Raw genomic sequence first — 22,873 nt, 5'->3', positions numbered from 1 at the left:
CATGGCGCTCTACCTGGGGGTGATGTCCGGCACCAGCCTCGATGGCCTGGACATTGCCCTGATCGCACAAGGCGAGCAGCCTGAGCTGCTCGCCACCCACTACCTGCCCATGCCCGGCGACCTGCGCCAGGAGCTGCTTGCCTTGTGCAGCAGCGGCGCGGACGAGATCGCGCGCGCCGCGCTGGCAGAAAACCGCTGGGCCACGCTTGCCAGCGAAGGCATCCGCCAGCTGCTGGCCGACCAGGGGCTGCAGGCCGACGCCATCCGCGCCATTGGCAGCCATGGCCAGACCATCCGTCACGAGCCCGCGCGCGGCTTTACCGTACAAATCGGCAACCCGGCGCTGCTGGCCGAGCTTACCGGCATCAGTGTGGTCGCTGATTTCCGCCGCCGCGATGTGGCAGCCGGTGGCCAAGGTGCACCGCTGGTCCCGGCCTTCCACGAGACCTTGTTCAGCCATCTCGGGCAGCGCCTGGCCGTGCTCAACGTCGGCGGTTTCAGCAACCTCAGCCTGATCGAACACGACAAGCCGGTCCATGGCTTCGATTGTGGCCCCGGTAACGTATTGCTGGATGCCTGGATCGAGCGCAAGCGCGGCCAGGCCTATGATGCGGATGGTGCCTGGGCGGCTACCGGCAGGGTACAGGCGGACTTGCTCGACACCCTGCTGGCCGACCCGTTCTTCGCAGGCAGCGGCCCGAAGAGTACAGGCCGCGAAGTGTTCAACCTGGCCTGGCTGGATGGCCACCTCGCTCGCCTCCCTGCTTATCGCGACGAGGATGTGCAGGCGACGCTGCTGGAGCTGACCGCACGCAGCATCATCGACTCGCTGAGCAATGCCCAGCAAGGCACCGAAGCGCTGCTGGTGTGCGGTGGCGGCGCGCGCAATGGCGCCCTGATGGCGCGCCTCGGCCAACTGCTACCCGCAGCCCGGGTCGCCAGTACCGGCATCCATGGCGTTGACCCGGACTGGGTCGAGGCCATGGCGTTCGCCTGGCTGGCCCATTGCTGCCTGGAAGGTATCGCGGCCAATCGCCCCAGCGTGACAGCGGCCAAGGGCCTGCGTGTACTGGGTGCGATCTACCCGGCCTGAACACTACGCCACAATGTAAAACGCCGCGCAATTGCGCGGCGTTTTCGTATGAGCAGGGCTCAGATCGAGAACGACGAGCCGCAACCGCAGGTGGTGGTGGCATTCGGGTTCTTGATCACGAAGCGCGAGCCTTCCAGGCCTTCCTGGTAGTCCACTTCGGCGCCGGCCAGGTACTGGAAGCTCATCGGGTCGACCACCAGGGACACCCCTTCGCGCTCGACGATGGTGTCATCTTCGGCCACGTCTTCATCGAAGGTGAAGCCATACTGGAAGCCCGAGCAACCGCCACCGGTGACGAACACGCGCAGCTTCAGACGATCGTTGCCTTCTTCGGACACCAGGTTCTTCACCTTCTGCGCAGCGCCGTGGGTGAATTCCAAAGCCGTGGGGGTGAAGGTTTCGACGCTCATGTTGATTCTCCCGGCGCGGTAGCCGCCATAAAACTCGATGACGCGCATTATCCGCTTTCCCGAGAAAATCGGTCAAGAATTGTGCGGCTTTAGTCGCGACAAACAAAAAGGCCCGCACGACGCGGGCCTTTCCACCTATGGCGGCTTACGGCAACAGGCCAGCGTGGGACAGGCCCATGCGTTCGTCCAGGCCGAACAGGATGTTGAGGTTCTGCACCGCCTGGCCGGATGCGCCCTTGACCAGGTTGTCGATCACCGAAAGCACCACCACCAGGTCGCCGCCCTGTGGGCGATGAACGGCAATGCGGCAGACGTTGGCGCCGCGCACGCTGCGGGTTTCCGGGTGGCTGCCGGCCGGCATCACGTCGACGAACGGCTCGTCGGCATAGCGCTTCTCGAACAGCGCCTGCAGGTCGACCGAAGTGTCGGCAACGGTTGCGTACAGGGTGGCGTGGATGCCACGGATCATCGGCGTCAGGTGCGGCACGAAGGTCAGGCCGATGTCTTTGCCAGCCGCCAGGCGCAGGCCCTGGCTGATTTCCGGGAGGTGGCGATGGCCCTTGACTGCATAGGCCTTCATGCTCTCGCCGGCTTCGCAGAACAGCGAGCCCACCGCCGCACCACGGCCAGCACCACTGACCCCGGACTTGCAGTCGGCAATCAGGCGCGACGGGTCGGCCAGGCCTGCCTCCAGCAGCGGCAGGAAGCCCAGCTGGGTAGCGGTCGGGTAGCAGCCCGGCACGGCGATCAGGCGTGCCTGGCGGATCTTCTCACGGTTGACTTCAGGCAGGCCGTAAACCGCGTCCTTGAGCAGCTCCGGTGCGCCGTGCGGCTGGCCGTACCACTTGCCCCACTCGGCGGCGTCCTGCAAACGGAAGTCGGCCGACAGGTCGATCACCTTGGTACCGGCCGCCAGCAGTTCACCGGCCAGTGCATGGGCGACGCCGTGCGGTGTGGCGAAGAACACCACGTCACAGGCCGCCAGGGTCTTGCTGTCGGGCACGCTGAATGCCAGCCCGTCATAATGGCCGCGCAGGTTCGGGTACATGTCCGCCACCGCCACGCCCGCCTCGGAGCGCGAAGTGATGACCGCCACTTCGGCCTGTGGATGCTGTGCCAGCAGACGCAACAGTTCGACGCCGGTGTAACCCGTGCCGCCGACGATACCGACCTTGATCATAACGCTTGCCCCTTATCAACGAGCCGTCTGGAAAGCGCACGATAATAGGGGCGCAAGGCGCCTGTAACAACTCTTCGGATGACCCTTCGGGCGCTTGACCACTACTATCTGACGACCGTGAATACCTGAAGGAACTCCCCCATGCTTTACCTATGGATCAAAGCGCTGCACATCGTCAGCGTGGTCTGCTGGTTCGCCGGCCTGTTCTACCTGCCGCGGCTGTTCGTCTACCACGCCCAGAGCCAGGACAGCATCAGCCAGGAACGCTTCGTGACCATGGAACGCAAGCTTTTCCGCGGCATCATGAACCCGGCGATGATCGCCACCTACGTGTTCGGCGGATGGATGCTGTACCTCACCCCGGGCTGGCTCAGCCAGGGCTGGCTGCATGCCAAGCTGACCCTGGTCATCCTGCTGACCGTCTACCATCACATGTGCGGCGCCCAGCGCAAACGCTTCGCCAGCGGCAGCAATACCCGCAGCCACGTCTACTATCGTTGGTTCAACGAAGTGCCCGTGCTGTTCCTGCTGGGCATCGTGATCCTGGTGGTGGTCAAGCCGTTCTGACACCGCCCGCCGCTCAAGGAGCCTCGCCATGGCGCTACCCGCCTCGCTCGAACAACGCCTGCGCCTGCCAGTGGTTGCCGCACCGATGTTCCTGATTTCCAACCCCAGGCTGGTGCTGGCGTGCTGCGCCGCTGGCATAGTCGGCAGCTTCCCGGCCCTGAACCAGCGCGACAGCGGCGGTTTCAAGGCCTGGCTGGAGGAGATCGAGAACGGCCTGGGGCAACTGCCGGCGCCAGCCCCGTATGCCGTGAACCTGATCGTTCATTCGACCAACCCGCGCCTGCAGGCCGACCTGGCGTTGTGCGTGGAACACCGCGTGCCGATCGTCATCACCAGCCTGGGCGCGGTGAAGGAAGTGGTCGATGCCGTGCACGGCTACGGCGGCCTGGTATTCCACGATGTCACCACCCGCCGCCATGCCGAAAAGGCCGCCGAGGCCGGAGTCGATGGGCTGATCGCGGTGGCCGCAGGCGCAGGCGGCCATGCCGGCACCTGGAGCCCGTTCGCCCTGGTCGCGGAAATTCGCCAGTTCTTCGACAAGACCTTGCTGTTGGCCGGCTGCCTCAACCATGGCCACGAGATCCTGGCGGCACAGATGCTCGGCGCTGACCTGGCCTACATGGGCACCCGTTTCATCGCCACGGCCGAAAGCCAGGCCCAGGATGCCTACAAGCAGATGCTGCTCGATGCCCATGCCGCCGACATCATCCACACTCCGGCAGTGTCCGGCGTGCCTGCCAGCTTTCTGCGCGCGAGCCTGGAGCAGGCCGGCTACGACCTGGACGCCCTCAAGCGCGGCCACGAGCAAGGCAAGCTCAAGCCGATACACGACGAAGCCAAGGCCTGGAAGACCGTGTGGTCGGCGGGCCAGGGTGTCGGCGGTATCGACGACCTGCCGGATGCCGGTGCGCTGATCGAACGGCTCTACCACGAATACCGGGATGCCGTGCAGCGCTGCCAGGCCCTGGGGCATCGCGGCTCGTAGCAAAAGGCAACACCTGCCCCGGCCAAGCTGTACACTAGGCGCCTCTTCAGCCCCCAGGAGCCTTGCATGACCCGTTACGCCATGATCACTGGTGCTTCCAGCGGCCTGGGCCTGGCCCTGGCGGAAGCGCTGGCGCGGCGCGGGCGCAACCTGATCCTGGTGGCACGCCAGCGTGAAACGCTGGAGCCAGTGGCCATCGAGCTTACCCAGCGCTTTGGCGTGGAAGTGCTGTTCCGCGCCTGCGACCTCAGCCAGCCTCTGCGCCTGTCGGGCTTTGTGCTGGAACTGGAAGAAGGTGAGCGGCGTATCGACCTGCTGGTCAATTGTGCCGGCCTGCGTACCTACGGCCCATTCCTGGCTCATGAATGGGCCGACGAGCAGGACCTGCTGGAAGTCAACGTGTTGGCGCTGAGCCGCCTGTGCCACGCCATCGGCAACCTGATGGCGGTACAGGGTGGCGGGCAGATCCTCAACGTCGCCGGCCTGGCCGGCGTGGCGCCGGGACCGTGGATGGCCGCCTATGCCGCCAGCAAGGCCTATGTATTGAGCTTCTCGCAGGCCCTGCGCGAAGAACTCAAGCGTACCGGTATCAAGGTGTCGGTGCTGTGCCCGGGCCCGGTGCGCTCTGCGCGTCGGCGCATCCCACGGCTCGATGGCAAGCCACGCTGCCTCAGCCCGGAGGAAGTGGCGCTGTACACCGTGCGCGCGCTCGACAAGAACCGCGCGCTGATCATGCCCGGCCGACGCAACCGCTGGCTGGCGTTCGCCCCGCGCCTGCTGCCCCGCTGGCTGGTGCGCAAGCTGGCCGGCGTCATCCATCGCCGCTACTGCCCGCTCGGCATGGAATAGCCACTGGGCGAGCGGCGCCTGGCTGAGTACACTCGGCCCGACCCTCACCATGGAGCAAGTGCTGTGGACGATTTATTCCTCAAAATCATCAACCGGGAAATCCCGGCGGATATCATCTACGAAGATGACCAGATCCTGGCCTTCAAGGATATTGCACCCGCGGCCCCCGTACATTTTCTGGTCATCCCGAAAAAGCACATCCGTACGCTCAACGACCTGACCGAAGAGGACAAGGCACTGGCCGGCCACATCCTGTTCACCGCCCAGCGCCTGGCCGTCGAGCAAGGCTGCGAGGAAGGCTTCCGCGTGGTCATGAACTGCAACCCGAAAGGCGGCCAGACCGTGTACCACATCCACATGCACGTGCTTGGCCAGCGCCAGATGCACTGGCCACCGGGCTGATCCACGGCAAGCCACCCTGCCACTATTGCGGTAAACTGTCGGGCACATTCTTGCGGAGGTGCCCGATGGCTACCGAACGTCACTACTCGCCGCTCGACCGCTTGTTGCTGCAGGCCGATACCGCCATGCGCACCTTGCTGCCCTTCAGCGGCCAACCCGCCCGCCCCTCGCCGGCTATCGTGCAGCCGGACATCGACCTGGACGAGCAGCAGGCCCGCCACGTTGCCGGGCTGATGCGCATCAACCACACCGGTGAAGTCTGTGCCCAAGCGCTGTATCAGGGCCAGGCCCTGACCGCCAAGCTGCCCGAAGTACGCAAGGCCATGGAGCACGCCGCCGAGGAAGAAGTGGACCACCTGGCCTGGTGCGAACAGCGTATCCGCCAGCTGAACAGCCACCCCAGCGTGCTCAACCCGCTGTTCTACGGCATGTCGTTCGGTATCGGCGCACTCGCCGGGCTGGTCAGCGACAAGGTCAGCCTGGGCTTCGTCGCTGCCACCGAGCACCAGGTGTGCAAGCACCTCGACGAACACCTGGAACAGATCCCGCAGGAAGACGAAAAGTCCCGGGCCATCCTCGAACAGATGCGTATCGATGAAGAACAGCACGCCGATTCTGCACTGGCCGCCGGCGGTTATCGCTTCCCCGCCCCGGTCCGCTTTGGCATGAGCCTGTTGGCCAAGGTCATGACCAAGAGCACCTACCGTATCTGAAGGCATTACCATGACGGATCGTTTCGACGCCAAGGACCTGGCGCGCGCCGTGCACGCCGGCATTCTTCAGCCTGGCCAGGACCAGGCCCTTGTGGCCTTCCTGCGCCAGCAGTCGGCACCACGCGGCAGTTTCCAGCTGGCTCACGTGGCCTTCTACTTCGGCGCCATGCTGATCATGGCGGCCATGGGCTGGCTGCTCACCGAAGCCTGGATGAGCATTGGCGACTGGGCACTGCTGGCCATCGCCAGCCTTTATATCCTGTTGCTCACGTTGTTCGCCGTTAACCTGCAACATCGCGCCCAGCCGGTCGCTGCCGGAGTGCTGGCGGCGGTCGCGGTCAGCATCGTGCCGCTGGCGGTATTCGCCGTCGAACGCCTGGCCGGCTGGTGGCCACTGGACGATGTGCAGGCTGACTATCACCAGTACTACACCTATGTGCAGGGCGGCTGGCTGGCAATGGAAGCGGCCACGGTAGTCGCCGGGCTGCTGATGCTGAGGCTGATCCCCTACCCGTTCATCGTCATGCCGGTTGCCGTGGCCTTGTGGTTCATGTCGATGGACCTGAGCGAATGGTTCTTCGGCTCGCCGTTCAGCTGGGAGCAACGCCGCGAAGTGTCGTTGTGGTTCGGGCTGGGCTTGCTGGCTGTATTCATCGTGGTCGACGGTCGCACACGCGAGGACTACGCGCATTGGGGCTATCTGGCCGGGCTGGCGGCGTTCTGGGGCGGGATGACGCTGATGGACAGCGGCAGCGAGCTGGGCAAGGCCATGTACTGCCTGATCAATATCGCGCTCATGGGCATGGCGGTACTGCTGCGCCGGCCGGTGTTCATGGTATTTGGCGCATTAGGGGTAGCGGCTTACCTCGGCTACCTGTCGTATGAGGTGTTTGCCGAGTCACTCCTGTTCCCGGTGGTGGTCACCTTGATCGGGCTCGGGGTGATCGGACTGGGCCTGGCTTACCAGAAGCGGCGGGAGCAACTGAGCAAGGTGATGCGGGGTTGGCTGCCTGAATGGGTGCTGGCTGCATTGCCTGCGCTTCGCAGCTGATAGTGTTGGCGCCGCTTGGCGCCCCATCGTCGGCAAGCCAGCTCCCGCAGGTGCCGCGCGGGCCTGAGCCTGCCGCATTTGGGGAAGCTGGCTTGCCGGCGATGGGCTGCGCAGCAGCCCAGGAACCGTGGCTTCAACCCAGCTCTACGATTTCATAGCCGTGGCTGATTTCGACCCCGGCACGCTCCAGCATGATCGAAGCCGAGCAGTACTTCTCTGCCGACAGCTCCACCGCACGCTTGACCTGCGCCTCTTTCAGCCCGCGCCCTTTCACCACGAAGTTCATATGAATCTTGGTGAACACCTTCGGGTCTTCGCCTGCACGCTCGGCCTCGAGGAACGCCTCGCAGCTTTCCACCGCCTGCCGCGACTTTTTCAGAATGCTCACCACGTCGAAGCTGCTGCAGCCACCCAGGCCCAGCAACAGCATCTCCATCGGTCGCACACCCAGGTTGCGGCCGCCGGCCTCGGGCGGGCCGTCCATCACGACGACGTGGCCGCTCCCCGATTCGCCGAGGAACATTGCCTCACCGGCCCACTGGATACGTGCCTTCATCTACCCGGACTCCTGATTTTGGGAAAAGGGTGTCAGCTTAGACCTTGTATGGCTGTGGGAAAAGTACGTGTCCTGTCGGTTTATTACCGAAACATCCTGGAGTGTCTGATAAGCTGGCGCCAATTGACTGGCGCCTGTCGCCAGCTGCCCTTTGAAAAAGCCAATGCGTCGCATCGAACAGGATTTCGTGATGGTTGCCTCTGCCTTACCCGCCAAGATAAAGAACATCGACAGACTGCTGGTGCACTGCCAGCGCCGCCGCTATCCCGCCAAGAGCAATATCATCTGCGCCGGCGACCGGGCCGAAACACTATCATTCATCATCAAAGGCTCGGTGACCATCCTCATCGAGGACGACGAAGGCCATGAAATGATCATCGCCTACCTGAATAGCGGCGATTTCTTTGGCGAACTGGGCCTGTTCGAGCCCGCCAATAGCGAGCAGCACCGCAGTGCCTGGGTGCGCGCGAAAAGCGAATGCGAAGTGGCCGAGATAAGTTACGAGAAATTTCGCGAACTGGCACGCCAGGACCCGGAGATTCTCTACGCGCTGGGCAGCCAGATGGCCCAGCGCCTGCGCAACACCACCCGCAAGGTCGGCGACCTGGCGTTCTTCGACGTCACCGGGCGGGTTGCCCGTTGCCTGCTCGACCTGTGCAAGCAACCTGACGCCATGACCCACCCCGACGGCATGCAGATAAAGATCACCCGCCAAGAGATCGGCCGCATCGTCGGCTGCTCGCGGGAAATGGTCGGCCGCGTCCTCAAGGACCTCGAAGAACGCAGCCTGGTGCAGGTCAAAGGCAAGACCATGGTGGTCTACGGCACGCGCTAATCGCTGGGCAGGTCCGCCAGCACCTTGGCATAGGCCTGCGACAGGCGCTCGAACCAGGGCGCCTCGGGCGCCACTTCATGCAAGGCGATGTGTGCGTCGGCACGGCAGCGCTGGTCCAGTTCGCAGCACTCGTTGAAGCGGTTCACCGCTGCCACCATCGACTCGCGCTCGTTGTCCAGCAGCAGCGCACCATGCACCAGCACTACCGGGCGCTTGCCGCCCAGCCCCTGGCGCCAGCGTTGTGCGGTGCCCACCAGTTTGCGGCCATTGAGGTTGACGTTGTAGCGGCCGTCGCAGAAGGCCCCGTCGATCTCACCCACCGAGGCCACGCCGCCCCACTCGCGCAGCACGTCGCACAGCGGCAGGCACAGGCGCTCGTATGCGTTTTCGATACGGCCATGGTCACCTTCGCTGCGGGGGGCGACATAGACCAGTGCAACGTTTACCGTCGCATGCGACTGCGGCACGGGCTCGCCGCCGGTTTCGCGCAGCAGCACCGGCCAGCCGGCAATCGCCAGCTCCGCACAGGCGGCTTCGAAATTATCCAGGCGGCTCATGCGCCGCGGCATGACCAGGGCGTGGTCGGTAGGGCGCCAGAACAGTACGCCACTGTCGCGCTCGCCGCGGCACACGGCGGCCAACAGCTCCTGTTCGGCGTGCAGGCCTTGTTCGACAGTCAGGGCCAGGGGTTGATCGGTCATTGATCCACCTTTGATGTTGTTTTTTCAGGGCTCTTCGCGGCGGCTCGACACGCCCGCGAAGAGCCCATTGCAGGCATACAAAAAAGCCGGCATTGACGCCGGCTTGGTTTCGATCAGTCCAGTTGCTGAACAGTCTTCTTCACCTGTTCCGGGAAGAACAACCGCTGCAGCTCGAGCCCAGGCTGTTCGGCACGCATGAACGCCTCACCGACCAGGAACGAATAGACCTCGTTGATTTCCATCAGCTCCACATCGGCGCGGTTCAGGATACCGCTCTCGGTAACAGCCAGGCGATCACGCGGAATGCGCGGCAGCAGGTCAAGGGTGGTTTCCAGGCTGACCTCGAAGGTGTGCAGGTTGCGGTTGTTGACCCCCACCAGCGGTGTATCCAGGATGTTCAACGCGCGCTCCAGCTCATCGCCATCGTGCACTTCCACCAGTACGTCAAGGCCTACATCCTTGGCCGTGGCCGCCAGCTCGGCCATCTTCACGTCATCCAGAGCCGCCACGATCAGCAGCACGCAGTCTGCGCCCAAAGCCCGGGCTTCGACGATCTGGTACGGGTCGACCATGAAATCCTTGCGGATCACCGGCAGCGAAACTGCCGCGCGGGCCTGCTGCAGATAGGCATCGGCACCCTGGAAATAATCCACATCGGTCAGCACCGACAGGCAGGTCGCCCCGCCTTTTTCGTAGCTGACGGCGATTTCCGCCGGCACGAAATGCTCACGGATCACACCCTTGCTCGGCGAGGCCTTCTTGATTTCGGCAATCACAGCCGGCTGCTTGCGCCCGGCCTGTTCGATCAACGCCTTGGCAAAGCCACGCGGGGCGTCGGCAACCTTGGCCAACGCTTCCAGTTCAGCAAGACTGACGCGCGCACTGCGCTCGGCCACTTCCTGGAACTTGCGGGCAATGATCCTTTCCAGCACCGTCGGCACACTCATGCTTCGTTCTCCACCTTGAATACTGCAGTAAAGGCACCCAGTTCCTGCAGCTTCTCCCAGGCCAGCCCGGTGTGCAGTACGTCGTGGGCCAGTTCCACACCGGCCTTCAGGCTCATGGCATGGTCAGCGGCATACAGCGCTGCGCCGGCATTGAGCACGATCATTTCGGCGGCCTTCTGGCCGTTCTCGGTCTTGCGCCGCCCCAGCGCGTCGCGGATCAGCTCCAGCGACGCCTGCGGGTTCTCGACCGCCAGGCCGTGCAGGCTCTGGCTCTTCATGCCAAGGTCTTCCGGCTCGACCCAGTATTCAGTGATCTCGCCGTTTTTCAGTTCGGCGACGAAGGTGGGCGCAGCCAGGCTGAACTCATCCAGGCCGTCCTTCGAGTGCACCACCAGCACGTGCTTGCTGCCCAGACGTTGCAGTACCTCGGCCAACGGGCGGCACAGGGCCTGGGTGAACACCCCAACCACCTGATGCTTCACTCCGGCCGGATTCGTAAGCGGGCCGAGCATGTTGAACAGGGTACGCAACCCCAGGTCGCGGCGCGGGCCAGCGGCATGCTTCATGGCACTGTGATGGCTTTGAGCGAACATGAAGCCGATGCCCAGGCTGTCGATGCAGCGAGCCACCTGGGTGGGTGTGAGGTTCAGATAGATGCCTGCCGCCTCCAGCAGGTCGGCACTGCCGCTCTTGCCCGAAACCGCGCGGTTACCATGCTTGGCCACGGTGCAACCTGCCGCTGCCAGAACGAACGACGAGGCGGTGGAGACGTTGAAGATGTTGGCACCATCGCCGCCGGTGCCGACGATATCGACCACGCCATCGAGGCTTTGCAGCTCGACCTTGTCAGCCAGTTCACGCATCACCGATACCGCACCGACGATTTCGTCGATGCTTTCGCTTTTCATGCGCATGCCCATCAGGAAGGCACCGATCTGCGCTTCGCTGCACTGGCCAGTCATGATCTGGCGCATGACGTCGCGCATTTCTTCGGTGGAAAGGTCCAGGTGGCCGACGATACGGCTTAACGCGCTCTTGATATCCATGGTCAATCCTTAGCGGCGGCCGCCGGTCTGCTTGAGGAAGTTGGCGAACAGCTCGTGGCCCTGTTCGGTAAGGATCGATTCAGGGTGGAACTGCACCCCTTCGATATTCAAGGTCTTGTGGCGCAGGCCCATGATTTCGTCGACCGAACCATCAGCGTGGGCGGTCCAGGCCGTCACTTCCAGGCACTCGGGCAATGTCTCGCGCTTGACCACCAGGGAATGGTAGCGGGTCACGGTCAGGGGGTTGTTGAGGCCGGCGAACACGCCAAGGTCACGGTGGTGGACCGGGCTGGTCTTGCCATGCATCACCTGGCGGGCACGCACCACGTCACCGCCAAAGGCCTGGCCGATCGACTGGTGGCCCAGGCATACCCCGAGAATCGGCAGCTTGCCGGCAAAGTGCAGGATGGCCTCGATGGACACACCCGCCTCGCTCGGCGTGCATGGCCCTGGGGAAACGACGATGCGTTCGGGGTTCAGGGCTTCGATCTGGGCGATGGTCATTTCGTCGTTGCGAATGACCTTGACCTCGGCACCCAGCTCGCCAAGGTATTGAACGACGTTGTAAGTGAATGAGTCGTAATTGTCGATCATCAGTAACATCGGGTTAAACCTCTTGAATCTACTGACTTCAGAATTCGAACCTTCCTGCGCCAGCCAACAGGCGCAGCTTTGCCACAAGGGGCGGTAGACAGGAAGGCAAACGGGGACGGGCCGGGCGGGCCGGCAGGAGATAAAGTCAGGCGCGCCAACGCCAACGGGCGTGGGCCTTGATTACGCGCATCAAGAGTTTGCTGACGATCAACACAGGATAGGTCTCGCTCATACGTCACGGCACAGTAGCCTACCGGGGCGACGGGCGCAATATGCCCGTAAACACGGGGAAACGAATGGACTTGGGAGGGATGCCCTGCGATTTGCTAAGGTCGATCGGGTTGTCCAGATAAAAACAAAGAAAAGGATGTTCTCTGATGCGAAAAGCTGCGTTCGTACGTTTTACCGTCGCCTCACTGGCATTAGCCTGCAGCCAGGCTTTCGCTGCACCTTCGCCCTACTCGTCCATGATCGTGTTTGGCGACAGCCTGAGTGATTCCGGGCAGTTCGGTGGCATACGCTTCACCAACCGCGATGCCAACGGCAACTATGCGCCCGTTTCCCCCATGATCCTGGGTGGGCGCCTGGGCGTTAACCCGGCAGAGCTTGGCCCCTCCACTTCGCCGGTCAACCCGGCCCTCGGGCTGCCTGACGGCAACAATTGGGCGGTAGGCGGCTACACCACCCAACAGATCCTGGATTCGATCACCACCACGTCCGAGGTCGTCATCCCGCCCGGGCGCCCCGGTGCCGGGCTGGTCCTGCGTGACAGACCGGGCTACCTGGCCAATGGCCTGCGCGCCGACCCCAACGCGCTGTACTACCTGACCGGCGGCGGCAATGATTTCCTGCAAGGGTTGATCAGCAGCCCCACCGACGCGGTGGCCGCCGGTGCCCGCCTGGCCGCCAGCGCCCAGGCCCTGCAACAAGGTGGCGCCCGCTACATCATGGTCTGGCTGCTACCCGACCTCGGTCAAACCCCCAACTTCAGTGGCACGCCCGAGCAAAACCAGCTGTCGCTGCTGTCTGGCGCGTTCAACCAGGCGTTGCTCGGCCAGCTGGGGCAGATCGATGCCGAAATCATTCCGCTCAACATTCCCGTGCTGCTGAGCGAAGCGCTGGCTGATCCCAGCCAGTATGGCCTGGCCAGTGGCCAGAACCTGGTCGGCACCTGCTACAGCGGCGAAGGCTGCGTGGAGAACCCGGTGTATGGCATCAATGGCAGCGCGCCAGACCCTACCAAGCTGCTGTTCAACGACTCGGTGCACCCGACCATCGCCGGTCAGCAACTGATTGCCGACTACGCCTATTCGATCCTCGCAGCCCCCTGGGAGCTGACCCTGCTACCGGAAATGGCCCACGCTAGCCTGCGCGCCCACCAGGACGAACTGCGCAACCAGTGGCAGACGCCCTGGCAGGCGGTTGGCCAATGGCAGGCCTTCGTCTCCACCGGTGCCCAGGACCTGGACTTCGATGAGCAAAGCAGCGCGGCCAGCGGAGATGGCCGCGGCTACAACCTGACGCTGGGCGGCAGCTATCGGTTGAACGACGCCTGGCGCCTGGGCCTGGCCGGCGGCGTGTATCGGCAGAAGCTGGAAGCCGGCGAACAGGACTCGGACTACAAGCTGGACAGCTACCTGGCCAGCGCCTTCGCCCAATACCGCCAGGACCGCTGGTGGGCCGATGCTGCGCTGACTGCCGGGCACCTGGACTACAGCGATCTGAAGCGTACCTTCGCCCTTGGCGTGAACGACCGCAGCGAAAAGGGTGATACCGACGGCGAGGCCTGGGCGATGTCGGGGCGACTGGGCTACAACCTCGCAGCCGAGAGCAGCAGCTGGCAGCTGGCGCCGTTCATCAGCGCCGACTATGCGCGGGTAAAGGTGGATGGCTATGACGAGAAGAGCGGGCGCTCGACGGCGCTGGGCTTCGATGATCAGGAGCGCACGTCACGTCGGCTGGGCGTGGGGTTGCTGGGCAGCGTGCAGGTTTCATCAGGCACCCGGCTGTTCGCCGAGTTGGCACAGGAGCATGAGTTTGAAGATGACCAGCAGGATGTGACGATGCACCTGACCAGTCTGCCGGCGAATGACTTCACCCTGACCGGGTATACGCCACACAGCGACCTGACCCGGGCCAGCCTTGGGGTGAGCCATGAGGTGGTAGCGGGGGTGCACCTGCGTGGGAACTACAACTGGCGCAAGAGTGATGAGCTGACGCAACAGGGGGTTAGCCTGGGGGTTAGTATCGACTTCTAGATTGCCGGGGCCGCCTTGCGGCCCATCGCGACACAAGGCCGCTCCTACAGGGGACGCGTGACCCGAAGGAAACGTGATCGCCGGTAGGGGCGGCCTTGTGTCGCGAAAGGGCTGCACGGCAGCCCCTGGGGCCAGAGCTACTTGGCCGAGGTCTGCTCTGCCAACGCCACCGCACGGAACATCGCCCGGCGCTTGTTGATGGTTTCTTCCCACTCCAGCGCTGGCACCGAGTCGGCAACGATGCCGCCACCAGCCTGCACATGCAGCTCGCCGTCCTTGATCACAGCGGTACGGATGGCAATCGCGGTATCCATGTTGCCATTCCAGGCAAAGTAACCGACCGCCCCGCCGTAGACCCCGCGCTTGACCGGCTCCAGTTCGTCGATGATCTCCATCGCGCGAATCTTCGGCGCCCCGGAAAGCGTACCGGCCGGCAGGATAGCCCGCAGCGCATCCATCGCCGTCAGCCCTTCACGCAGCTGGCCGGTGACGTTGGACACGATGTGCATCACATTGGAATAGCGCTCGATCACCATCTTCTCGGTCAGGCGCACGCTACCGGTGGAAGACACACGGCCGACATCGTTGCGGCCCAGGTCGATCAGCATCAGGTGCTCGGCGATCTCCTTGTCATCCGACAGCAGATCGTCTTCCAACGCGCGGTCGGCCTCTTCGGTGGCACCACGCGGGCGGGTACCGGCAATCGGGCGAACGGTGACCAGGTTGTCCTCGACCCGCACCAGCACTTCGGGCGAACTGCCGACTACGTGGAAGTCGCCAAAGTTGAAGAAGTACATGTACGGCGTGGGGTTGAAGCAGCGCAGCGCGCGATAGAGGTCGATGGGCGCGGCGTTGAAGTCGATCGACATGCGCTGCGATGGCACCACCTGCATGCAGTCGCCGGCCAGGATGTATTCCTTGATACGGCCAACGGCGTTCTCGTAGTCCTCGCGGGTATAGCTGGAGCGGAATGCCGGCTCGGCGGCCTGCGGGCCGCTCAGGTCCAGGCCACGGCGTGGCGTGATCGGCTGGCGCAGGGTTTCCAGCAGCCCTTGCAGCCGCGCCTGGCCGCGTTCGAATGCCTGCTCTTCAGCCGGGTCGACCAGCACGATGGCGTGCATCTTGCCCGCCAGGTTGTCGAACACCACCACCGCGTCCGACACCATCAACAGGATATCCGGCACACCCAACGGGTCTGGGTTGGGGCTGGCTCCCAGGCGTTTTTCCACGTAGCGCACGCAGTCATAGCCGAAGTAACCGACCAGGCCGCCGTTGAAGCGCGGCAGGCCAGGGATGTCGGCGACCTTGTAACGGTCCTTGAAGGTTTCGACGAAGGCCAGCGGGTCTTCGACGTCGTGGCTTTCTACCTCCACGCCATCTTGCAGGATGCTGACGTGGTAACCGTGTACACGCATCACCGTGCGCGACGGCAGGCCGATCATCGAGTAGCGACCCCACTTCTCGCCGCCCTGCACCGATTCGAGCAGGTACGAGTTGGGCTGGTCGGCCAGTTTCAGGTAGATCGACAGCGGTGTGTCGAAGTCGGCCAGGGTTTCGCAGGCCAGGGGAATGCGGTTATAGCCGGCAGCGGCCAGGCGCAGGAATTCTTCGCGGGTCATGGGTAGCCTCGTGGCAAGCAGCAATGGGTCAGGCAAACGGATGGGCCGGCACGCGCCGGCAGGCAGAAGTCAGGCGCGCCAACGCCAACGGGCCAGGGCCTTGATGACTTTCATCCAGAACTTGCCAGTAACCGCCACGGTGGACTCTCTGTCTTGTGAGGCTTGAAGGTCCGCCAACGTTATCCCAGTGGCCAGGTCTGCGCAACCAGGCAGCAGTGCACGTAGGTCATCGATCACCAGGCTGGGGCATTCGTCGTGGATCGGCCGGCCATGGTTATAGCCGTAGCTCAGGCCCACGCACTGCACACCAGCTGCCTTGGCGGCCAGCACATCACTGCGCGAGTCACCGACGAACAGCGACTGCTGCGGGGTGACGCCGGCCATCTGCATGACGAACAGCAGCGCCGCCGGGTCCGGTTTTTTTTGTGGCAGGGTGTCGCCGCCGATGATCCAGCGGAAGTACTTGCCGATCTTCATCTGGTCCAGCAGCGGGCCGACGAAGCGCTCGGGCTTGTTGGTGATCAGCGCCATCTCCACGCCCCGCTTGTGCAGCCAGCGCAGGGTGTCCTGCACGCCGGGGTAGACCACGGTCAGTTCGTGGCTTTCGGCATAGGCGTCCATGAACAGCGCCAGCGCCTTTTCGGCCAACGCGTCGTCCACGGCGGCATGTTCGATGTCGCCGGCCAGCGCCCGGCGCACCAGCACCTGGGCGCCGTTACCCACCCAGTGGCGCACCGCCGCAAGGCCAGCGGGCGGGCGCCCCAGTTCGAGCAGCATGCGGTCCACGGCGGCAGCCAGATCTGGCACGGAGTCGATCAGGGTACCGTCCAGATCGAACATCACCAGCCTGGGCAGCGTCCCCGGGAACAGCTGCTCGAAGCCGCTCATGGGCGCGCCTGAGCCAGTTCGGCGCGCATCCTGGCGATGACTTCCTGGTAGTCCGGGGCGTTGAAGATCGCCGAACCGGCCACGAAAGTGTCGGCGCCAGCGGCAGCGATCTCGCGGATGTTGTTGACGTTGACGCCACCGTCGATTTCCAGGCGGATATCACGGCCACTGGCATCGATCAGCGCACGCGCCTCACGCAGCTTGTCGAGGGTGCCGGGGATGAACTTCTGCCCGCCAAAGCCCGGGTTGACGCTCATCAGCAGCACCATGTCGATCTTGTCCATCACGTACTTCAGGGCATCCAGGCTGGTGGCCGGGTTGAACACCAGGCCGGCCTTGCAGCCACCGTCCTTGATCAGTTGCAAGGAGCGGTCGATGTGCTGCGAGGCTTCTGGATGGAAGGTGATGTAGGTGGCGCCGGCTTCGATGAAGTCGCCGATGATGCGGTCGACCGGGCTGACCATCAGGTGCACGTCGATCGGGGCGGTGACGCCATACTTGCGCAGGGCGCTGCAGACCATCGGACCAATGGTCAGGTTGGGGACGTAGTGGTTGTCCATGACATCGAAATGGACGATGTCGGCACCCGCCGCCAATACCTTGTCGACGTCCTCGCCCAGACGGGCGAAATCGGCGGAGAGAATGGAGGGGGCAATAGCGTAGGGCTGCATGGCGCACCTGTTGGCAGAATCACGGTGGCGCGCATTGTAACCCAGGCAAGCGGATGAGGGCTGATTGGTATCAACGGGTTTCGACCAGCTGTTTCAACCTGAACTGGCCTCTTCGCGGGCACGCCCGCTCCCACAGGTACCCCACAAGGCCCAAGGGCAGTGGAAATCCTGTGGGAGCGGGCGTGCCCGCGAAGAGGCCAGTTCAGACAACTGACAATCAGGCCGGTTGCTGGGTTCTCAGCTTCTCGCTACGCCCACGCAACCACTCCAGGGTCAGCAGCAGTATCACCGAGAAGGCGATCAACAAGGTGGCCGCCGCCGCAATCGTCGGGCTCAGGTTTTCGCGGATGCCACTGAACATCTGCCGTGGCAGGGTCGCCTGTTCCGGGCCGGCGAGGAACAGTGTTACCACTACCTCGTCGAACGACGTGGCAAAGGCGAACAACGCCCCCGAGATGACCCCGGGCGCGATCAGCGGCAGGGTCACCCGGCGGAAGGTCAGCAGCGGCGAGGCGCCCAGGCTGGCCGCCGCGCGCACGAGGTTGTAATTGAAGCCTTGCAGGGTCGCCGACACGGTAATGATGACGAACGGTACCCCCAGCACCGCGTGCACCAGGATCAGCGAAGTGAAGCTGTTGCCCATGCCAAGCGGGGCGAAGAACAGGTAGCTGGCCACACCGATGATCACCACCGGCACCACCATCGGCGAAATCACCAGCGCCATCACCAGCGACTTGCCCGGGAAATCGCCACGGGTGAGGCCGATCGCCGCCAGGGTACCGAACACCATGGCCAGCACCGTGGCCGCCGGGGCGACGATAATGCTGTTCTTCAAGGCGCGCATCCATTCGGCCGAGCCGAAGAAGTCCTGGTACCAGTGCAGCGAGAAGCCCTGCAACGGGTACACCAGGAAGCTGCCACTGTTGAACGACAGCGGCACGATCACCAGCACCGGCAGAATGAGGAACAGCAGGACCAGACCGCAAAGAATACGCAGGCTGTAGAACCACACCCGCTCCACGGGCGACATGTAAGGGCTCAGCATGACAAGGCTCCTCAGCTCAGGCGCAGGCGGCTGGCGCCGACCAGCCAGCTATAGATCAGGTACAACAGCACGGTCGCCAGCAGCAACAGCCCGCCCAGCGCGGTGGCCATGCCCCAGTTGATGCTGGTGTTGGTGTAGAAGGCGACGAAGTAGCTGACCATCTGGTCGTTCGGGCTGCCCAGCAAGGCCGGGGTGATGTAGTAGCCGATGGCCAGAATGAACACCAGCAGGCAACCCGCGCCTACACCGGCGTAGGTCTGCGGGAAGTACACCCGCCAGAAGCTGGCGAACGGGTGGCAGCCCAACGAGATCGCCGCGCGCATGTAGCTGGGCGAAATGCCCTTCATCACGCTGTACAGCGGCAGGATCATGAACGGCAGCAGGATGTGCACCATCGAGATGTACACGCCGGTGCGGTTGAACACCAGTTCCAGTGGCTGGTCGATGATGCCCATGGCCATCAGCGCGCTGTTGATCAGGCCACCGGACTGCAACAGCACGATCCACGCGGCCACTCGCACCAGGATCGAAGTCCAGAACGGCAGCAGCACCAGGATCATCAGCAGGTTGCTCTGCCGGGTCGGCAGGTTGGCCAGCAGGTAGGCCAACGGGTAGGCCAGCACCAGGCAAATGGCAGTAATCACCACCCCCATCCACAGGGTGCGGGCGAAGATGTCCAGGTAGATGGCCTGGTCAGGGGTGGCCTTGGCCAGTTCGCCAAGGTCGTCGATACGATGGTCGAGCGAAGCCAGCAGGTAGAACGAGGTCACCGTGCTGGTGTTGCGGCGGATCGCCTGCCAGTAGGCCGGGTCACCCCAACGCTCGTCGAGTGCCTGCAAGGCATCTTTATAGGAAGCGGGTTCGCTCTTGAATGGCAGCGCCCGCGCGGTCTTGGCCAACAGGCTGCGATAGCCGGCCAGCTCCATGTTCAGGCGCTTGGACAGGTCGCCCAGGGTCTGGTTCTTGCGCGATTCGGCCAGGTCCTGGCTCAGCGCCTTGTAGACGTCCTCGCCCGGCAGGCTCTTGCCGTCCCACTGGGTGATGACGTCCACCGTACGCGGCAGCCCGCCAACCACTTCCGGGTTGCCGACGCTCTTGTACAGCAATGCCGCGATCGGCACCAGGAACACCAGCAGGAGAAACAGCGCCAGCGGCGCGATCAACGCCTGCGCCTTCCAGCGGTTGACCCGCTCGGCGTGTTTGAGGCGCTGCTTGAGACTTGGACCTGCGCCTTCGTTGAGGGGCACTGCAATGGCCATGGCGAACTCCGCAATACAGGCTGAAATAGGGGCCGCCATGCGGCCCCACACACCGGGCTGTTACTTCTTCGCCGCCCAGGCGTTGAAGCGTTGCTCCAGTTGCTCGCTGTTGTCGGCCCAGAAGGCCACGTCGATCTGCACCTGGTTGGCAATGTTCTCAGGCGTGGTCGGCATGTCTTTCTTCACCTCGTCCGACAGCAGGCTCACGGCTTTCGAGTTGGCCGGGCCGTAGGCGATGTTCTCGGAGTAGGTCTTCTGCTGCTCGGGTTGCACGCTGAAGGCGATGAATTTCTTCGCCTCGTCGGCATCCTTGGCCCCTTTCGGGATGGCCCAGGCGTCGAAATCGTAGATGCCGCCGTTCCACACCACCTTCAGGTTGCTCTCTTTCTGTACCGCGGCGATGCGGCCGTTGTAGGCCGAGCTCATGACCACGTCACCCGAGGCCAGGTACTGCGGCGGCTGGGCACCGGCTTCCCACCACTGGATGCTTGGCTTGAGTTCGTCGAGCTTCTTGAAGGCGCGGTCCACGCCCTCTTTGGTGCCCAGCACCTGGTACACGTCCTTCGGTGCCACACCGTCGGCCATCAGGGCGAATTCCAGGGTGTACTTGGCACCCTTGCGCAGGCCGCGCTTGCCTGGGAATTTCTTGGTGTCCCAGAAATCCGCCCAGCTGGTAGGTGCGGTCTTGAGCTTGTCGGCGTTGTAGGCCAGCACCGTGGACCACACGAAGAAGCCTACGCCGCAAGGCTGGATGGCGCCTGGCACATAGTCGGCCTCATTGCCGAACAGCGCCGGGTCGAGTTCTTCGAACATGCCCTCGTCACAGCCACGGGCCAGCTCTGGCGATTCCACCTCCACCAGGTTCCACGACACGCTCTTGGTGTCGACCATGGCTTTGACCTTGGCCATTTCGCCGTTGTACTCGCCAGCGACGATCTTGCCCTTGCCGGCCTTCTCCCATGGCTCATAGAACGCCTTGACCTGGGCCGCCTTGTTGGCACCGCCGAAGGACACCACGGTCAGGTCTGCGGCCATGGCCTGGCCAGCGGCGAACAGCCCCAGGGCCAGGGCGGTCAGTTTCAACTGCTTGCGCATTATTATTCTCTCCACAGTACAGGGTTGGTGAAGCAATCCATCAATGGGCTTCGGCAATCGGATCGAGCGCGCGGGCGTGCTCCACCTCCCAGCCCAGGGGTACTACATCGCCCACGGCCAGGGCCGGGTCGAGCTCGGCAATGGGCTGCTTCACGAAGAAGTCGCCCTTGCCGCAAACTTCCAGGCGCACCCGTACGTGGTCGCCCAGGTAGATGAATTCGGCCACCCGCCCCGAGAAGCGGTTTACGCAGCGCTCGCTGTGGCCGTTCAGGCGCACACGCTCCGGGCGGATCGACAGGGTCACCGGCTCACCGGCCTGGCCGACATTCACCGCCAGCGCCTCGACCCGCTCGCCACGCGCCAGCTGCACCTGGCAGCGTTTGCCATCGCTGGCCAGCAAGGTGCCGTTGATGCGGTTGTTCTCACCGATGAAGTTGGCGACGAAGGTGTTGCAGGGCTCTTCGTACAAGGTACGCGGGTCGGCAATCTGCTGGATCTCGCCCTGGTGGAACACCGCCACACGGTCAGACATGGTCAGCGCTTCGCCCTGGTCGTGGGTCACGTAGACCACGGTCACGCCCAGGCGCTGGTGGATGTGCTTGATCTCCATCTGCATGTGCTCACGCAGCTGTTTATCGAGCGCACCCAGCGGTTCGTCCATCAGCACCAGCTGTGGCTCGAACACCAGGGCGCGGGCCAGGGCCACGCGCTGCTGCTGGCCGCCGGACAGCTGCCCCGGGTAGCGCTTGGCGAAGGCGTCGAGCTGGACCATGTTCAGCACGCGCTTGACCCGCTCGCTGATGTCGGTCTTGCTCAGGTTGCGCACGGTCAGCGGGAACGCCAGGTTCTCGGCCACGGTCATGTGCGGGAACAGCGCGTAGTTCTGGAACACCATGCCGATGTCGCGCTTGTGCGGTGGCACGTTGTTGATCGAACGCCCGGCCAGCTGGATTTCACCGGCGGTTGGGGTCTCGAAGCCGGCCAGCATCATCAGGCTGGTGGTCTTGCCCGAGCCGGACGGGCCGAGCAGGGTAAGGAATTCGCCCTTGCGGATATCCAGGTTGAGGTCTTTGACGATCAGCGACTCGCCGTCGTAGCTCTTCTGCACACCACGGAAGCTGACCAGCGTTTCGCTGGTTGCAGCGTTCGACTTCGCCTCGCTCATGCCTGCACCTTCTTGTTGGATGACTGCGTAGGCAAAAGATTAGACAAGGCGCATGCGCCCGGAAATCGGGGGTGCTGAGAGAATGCCATCATCCGGTTGGAAGATTTGTTGTAGGGATTCCCCTACAAGGATGACGCGTTCAGGACAGATACGATTTTCCTGTAGGAGCGGCCTTGCGTCGCGATGGGCTGCGAAGCGGCCCCCAGGCGCCAGCCAATAGGCACATGTTGCCGGGGCCGCTTCGCAGCCCATCGCGACGCAAGGCCGCTCCTACAAAACCCGCGCAAAGCCAGATGAGTGTCGCAATCAGACCAGCTTGTGCTCCATGGCGTACTTCACCAACTCTGCCAGCGAGTTCACCTTCAGCTTCTGCATCAAGCGCGCCTTGTGCGTGCTGATGGTCTTGCTCGACAGCGCCAGCTGCTGGGCGATGTCATTGACGTTGGCGCCCTGGGCCAGGCGCTCGAACACCGAAAACTCGCGCTCCGACAACAGTGTGTGCAACGGCCGTGACTCGGTCAGGCCCACTTCGAATACCATGCGGTCGGCCAGCGCCGGGTCGATATAGCGCCCGCCTGCAGCAACCCGGCGAATGGCGGTCAGCAACAACGCCGGGTCGCTGTCCTTGGTGGCATAGCCCGCCGCCCCGGCCTTCAGCGCGCGCGCCGCCATCTGCGCCTCATCGTGCATCGACAACATCAGGATCGCCGGCGCGTCATGCAGGGCACGGATGCGCGGGATCGCCTCCAGGCCATTCACGCCCGGCATCGAGATGTCCAGCAACACCACCTCGCACGGCGTATGGCGCAAGGTTTCCAGCAGTTGCTCGCCGTTAGCTGCCTCCCCCGCCACCTGCATGTCCTTGGCCAAGCCAATCAACTGCTTGATGCCTTCACGGACAATGGTGTGGTCTTCGGCCACCAGCACTCGAATCACGATCGCTC

The 22,873-nt window shown here is 63.7% G+C and carries 24 protein-coding genes; 9 read left to right on the top strand and 15 right to left on the bottom strand.

Features of this window, described 5'->3' with window-relative positions; all coding sequences use genetic code 11:
• Window position 1: 1 nt before the first annotated feature.
• The gene (locus HU763_RS02105; protein WP_186690114.1) at window positions 2-1,093 is read left to right on the top strand and encodes an anhydro-N-acetylmuramic acid kinase; all 1,092 of its coding nucleotides are present in this window, start codon (window positions 2-4) and stop codon (window positions 1,091-1,093) included.
• 59 nt (window positions 1,094-1,152) lie between these two features.
• Here the strand turns inward: HU763_RS02105 and erpA are convergent, their stop codons facing one another.
• Both erpA and argC read right to left on the bottom strand, forming a co-directional pair.
• Window positions 1,153-1,503: an iron-sulfur cluster insertion protein ErpA gene (erpA, locus tag HU763_RS02100; protein ID WP_170027979.1), complete on the bottom strand. Its 351-nt coding sequence runs from the start codon at window positions 1,501-1,503 to the stop codon at window positions 1,153-1,155.
• A gap of 145 nt (window positions 1,504-1,648) precedes the next feature.
• The gene (gene argC / locus HU763_RS02095) at window positions 1,649-2,683 is read right to left on the bottom strand and encodes an N-acetyl-gamma-glutamyl-phosphate reductase (RefSeq protein WP_025337480.1); all 1,035 of its coding nucleotides are present in this window, start codon (window positions 2,681-2,683) and stop codon (window positions 1,649-1,651) included.
• A gap of 141 nt (window positions 2,684-2,824) precedes the next feature.
• Here argC and hemJ point away from each other — a divergent pair, with 141 nt between their 5' ends.
• From hemJ to HU763_RS02065, 6 genes are all read left to right on the top strand, one after another.
• Window positions 2,825-3,250, top strand: coding sequence for a protoporphyrinogen oxidase HemJ (gene hemJ, locus HU763_RS02090; RefSeq protein ID WP_186690116.1), 426 nt, complete (start codon window positions 2,825-2,827; stop codon window positions 3,248-3,250).
• A gap of 28 nt (window positions 3,251-3,278) precedes the next feature.
• Window positions 3,279-4,235: an NAD(P)H-dependent flavin oxidoreductase gene (locus HU763_RS02085; RefSeq protein ID WP_170027977.1), complete on the top strand. Its 957-nt coding sequence runs from the start codon at window positions 3,279-3,281 to the stop codon at window positions 4,233-4,235.
• Between the two features lie 66 nt (window positions 4,236-4,301).
• A complete protein-coding gene (locus HU763_RS02080) occupies window positions 4,302-5,084 on the top strand; it encodes an SDR family NAD(P)-dependent oxidoreductase (RefSeq protein ID WP_170027976.1) in 783 nt (260 codons plus the stop codon).
• A gap of 63 nt (window positions 5,085-5,147) precedes the next feature.
• Window positions 5,148-5,486, top strand: a complete 339-nt coding sequence (locus tag HU763_RS02075) for a histidine triad nucleotide-binding protein (RefSeq protein WP_011531867.1) — start codon at window positions 5,148-5,150, stop codon at window positions 5,484-5,486.
• 65 nt (window positions 5,487-5,551) lie between these two features.
• A complete protein-coding gene (gene coq7, locus HU763_RS02070) occupies window positions 5,552-6,199 on the top strand; it encodes a 2-polyprenyl-3-methyl-6-methoxy-1,4-benzoquinone monooxygenase (protein ID WP_186690118.1) in 648 nt (215 codons plus the stop codon).
• Window positions 6,200-6,209: 10 nt separating this feature from the next.
• A complete protein-coding gene (locus HU763_RS02065; protein WP_186690120.1) occupies window positions 6,210-7,250 on the top strand; it encodes a DUF2157 domain-containing protein in 1,041 nt (346 codons plus the stop codon).
• Between the two features lie 133 nt (window positions 7,251-7,383).
• On the opposite strand, the gene HU763_RS02060 is transcribed toward HU763_RS02065, so the two are convergent.
• The gene (locus HU763_RS02060; RefSeq protein ID WP_170027973.1) at window positions 7,384-7,806 is read right to left on the bottom strand and encodes an OsmC family protein; all 423 of its coding nucleotides are present in this window, start codon (window positions 7,804-7,806) and stop codon (window positions 7,384-7,386) included.
• Between the two features lie 190 nt (window positions 7,807-7,996).
• Between HU763_RS02060 and crp the strand changes: the two genes are divergently transcribed.
• Complete coding sequence (gene crp / locus HU763_RS02055; RefSeq protein WP_170027972.1) at window positions 7,997-8,641, top strand: cAMP-activated global transcriptional regulator CRP; 645 nt, start codon at window positions 7,997-7,999, stop codon at window positions 8,639-8,641.
• Here the strand turns inward: crp and HU763_RS02050 are convergent.
• The 4 genes from HU763_RS02050 to HU763_RS02035 all read right to left on the bottom strand — a co-directional run bounded on the left by HU763_RS02050 (window position 8,638) and on the right by HU763_RS02035 (window position 11,938).
• A complete protein-coding gene (locus HU763_RS02050; protein ID WP_170027971.1) occupies window positions 8,638-9,342 on the bottom strand; it encodes a lipoate--protein ligase family protein in 705 nt (234 codons plus the stop codon). The genes crp and HU763_RS02050 overlap by 4 nt on opposite strands.
• A 113-nt stretch (window positions 9,343-9,455) precedes the next feature.
• Window positions 9,456-10,289: an indole-3-glycerol phosphate synthase TrpC gene (gene trpC, locus HU763_RS02045; RefSeq protein WP_186690122.1), complete on the bottom strand. Its 834-nt coding sequence runs from the start codon at window positions 10,287-10,289 to the stop codon at window positions 9,456-9,458.
• A complete protein-coding gene (trpD, locus tag HU763_RS02040; RefSeq protein WP_170027969.1) occupies window positions 10,286-11,335 on the bottom strand; it encodes an anthranilate phosphoribosyltransferase in 1,050 nt (349 codons plus the stop codon). The genes trpC and trpD overlap by 4 nt, the downstream gene beginning before the upstream one ends.
• Window positions 11,336-11,344: 9 nt before the next feature.
• Entirely contained in the window at window positions 11,345-11,938 is a 594-nt protein-coding gene (locus HU763_RS02035) for an aminodeoxychorismate/anthranilate synthase component II (protein WP_003259809.1), read from the bottom strand.
• Window positions 11,939-12,306: 368 nt separating this feature from the next.
• Here HU763_RS02035 and estP point away from each other — a divergent pair, with 368 nt between their 5' ends.
• Window positions 12,307-14,187: an esterase EstP gene (estP, locus tag HU763_RS02030; protein ID WP_186690123.1), complete on the top strand. Its 1,881-nt coding sequence runs from the start codon at window positions 12,307-12,309 to the stop codon at window positions 14,185-14,187.
• A 137-nt stretch (window positions 14,188-14,324) separates the two neighbouring features.
• On the opposite strand, the gene trpE is transcribed toward estP, so the two are convergent.
• The 8 genes from trpE to HU763_RS01990 all read right to left on the bottom strand — a co-directional run bounded on the left by trpE (window position 14,325) and on the right by HU763_RS01990 (window position 22,868).
• The gene (gene trpE, locus HU763_RS02025) at window positions 14,325-15,806 is read right to left on the bottom strand and encodes an anthranilate synthase component I (protein ID WP_170027967.1); all 1,482 of its coding nucleotides are present in this window, start codon (window positions 15,804-15,806) and stop codon (window positions 14,325-14,327) included.
• Window positions 15,807-15,875: 69 nt separating this feature from the next.
• Window positions 15,876-16,694 (bottom strand): phosphoglycolate phosphatase, encoded by an 819-nt coding sequence (locus tag HU763_RS02020; protein WP_186690125.1) that lies wholly within the window; start codon window positions 16,692-16,694, stop codon window positions 15,876-15,878.
• Window positions 16,691-17,365: a ribulose-phosphate 3-epimerase gene (gene rpe, locus HU763_RS02015; RefSeq protein WP_170027965.1), complete on the bottom strand. Its 675-nt coding sequence runs from the start codon at window positions 17,363-17,365 to the stop codon at window positions 16,691-16,693. The genes HU763_RS02020 and rpe overlap by 4 nt, the downstream gene beginning before the upstream one ends.
• Window positions 17,366-17,582: 217 nt before the next feature.
• Complete coding sequence (locus HU763_RS02010; protein WP_170027964.1) at window positions 17,583-18,410, bottom strand: ABC transporter permease; 828 nt, start codon at window positions 18,408-18,410, stop codon at window positions 17,583-17,585.
• A gap of 11 nt (window positions 18,411-18,421) precedes the next feature.
• Window positions 18,422-19,669, bottom strand: coding sequence for an ABC transporter permease (locus HU763_RS02005; RefSeq protein WP_170027963.1), 1,248 nt, complete (start codon window positions 19,667-19,669; stop codon window positions 18,422-18,424).
• A gap of 60 nt (window positions 19,670-19,729) precedes the next feature.
• Complete coding sequence (locus HU763_RS02000; RefSeq protein WP_186690128.1) at window positions 19,730-20,764, bottom strand: ABC transporter substrate-binding protein; 1,035 nt, start codon at window positions 20,762-20,764, stop codon at window positions 19,730-19,732.
• A 40-nt stretch (window positions 20,765-20,804) separates the two neighbouring features.
• The gene (locus HU763_RS01995; protein ID WP_170027961.1) at window positions 20,805-21,929 is read right to left on the bottom strand and encodes an ABC transporter ATP-binding protein; all 1,125 of its coding nucleotides are present in this window, start codon (window positions 21,927-21,929) and stop codon (window positions 20,805-20,807) included.
• 306 nt (window positions 21,930-22,235) lie between these two features.
• The gene (locus tag HU763_RS01990; protein WP_170034010.1) at window positions 22,236-22,868 is read right to left on the bottom strand and encodes a response regulator; all 633 of its coding nucleotides are present in this window, start codon (window positions 22,866-22,868) and stop codon (window positions 22,236-22,238) included.
• Window positions 22,869-22,873 lie beyond the last annotated feature (5 nt).

It is taken from the genome of Pseudomonas anuradhapurensis (genome assembly GCF_014269225.2).
GTDB classification, from domain to species: Bacteria; Pseudomonadota; Gammaproteobacteria; order Pseudomonadales; family Pseudomonadaceae; genus Aquipseudomonas; species Aquipseudomonas anuradhapurensis.
This window is presented reverse-complemented; position numbering and strand designations above follow the sequence as displayed.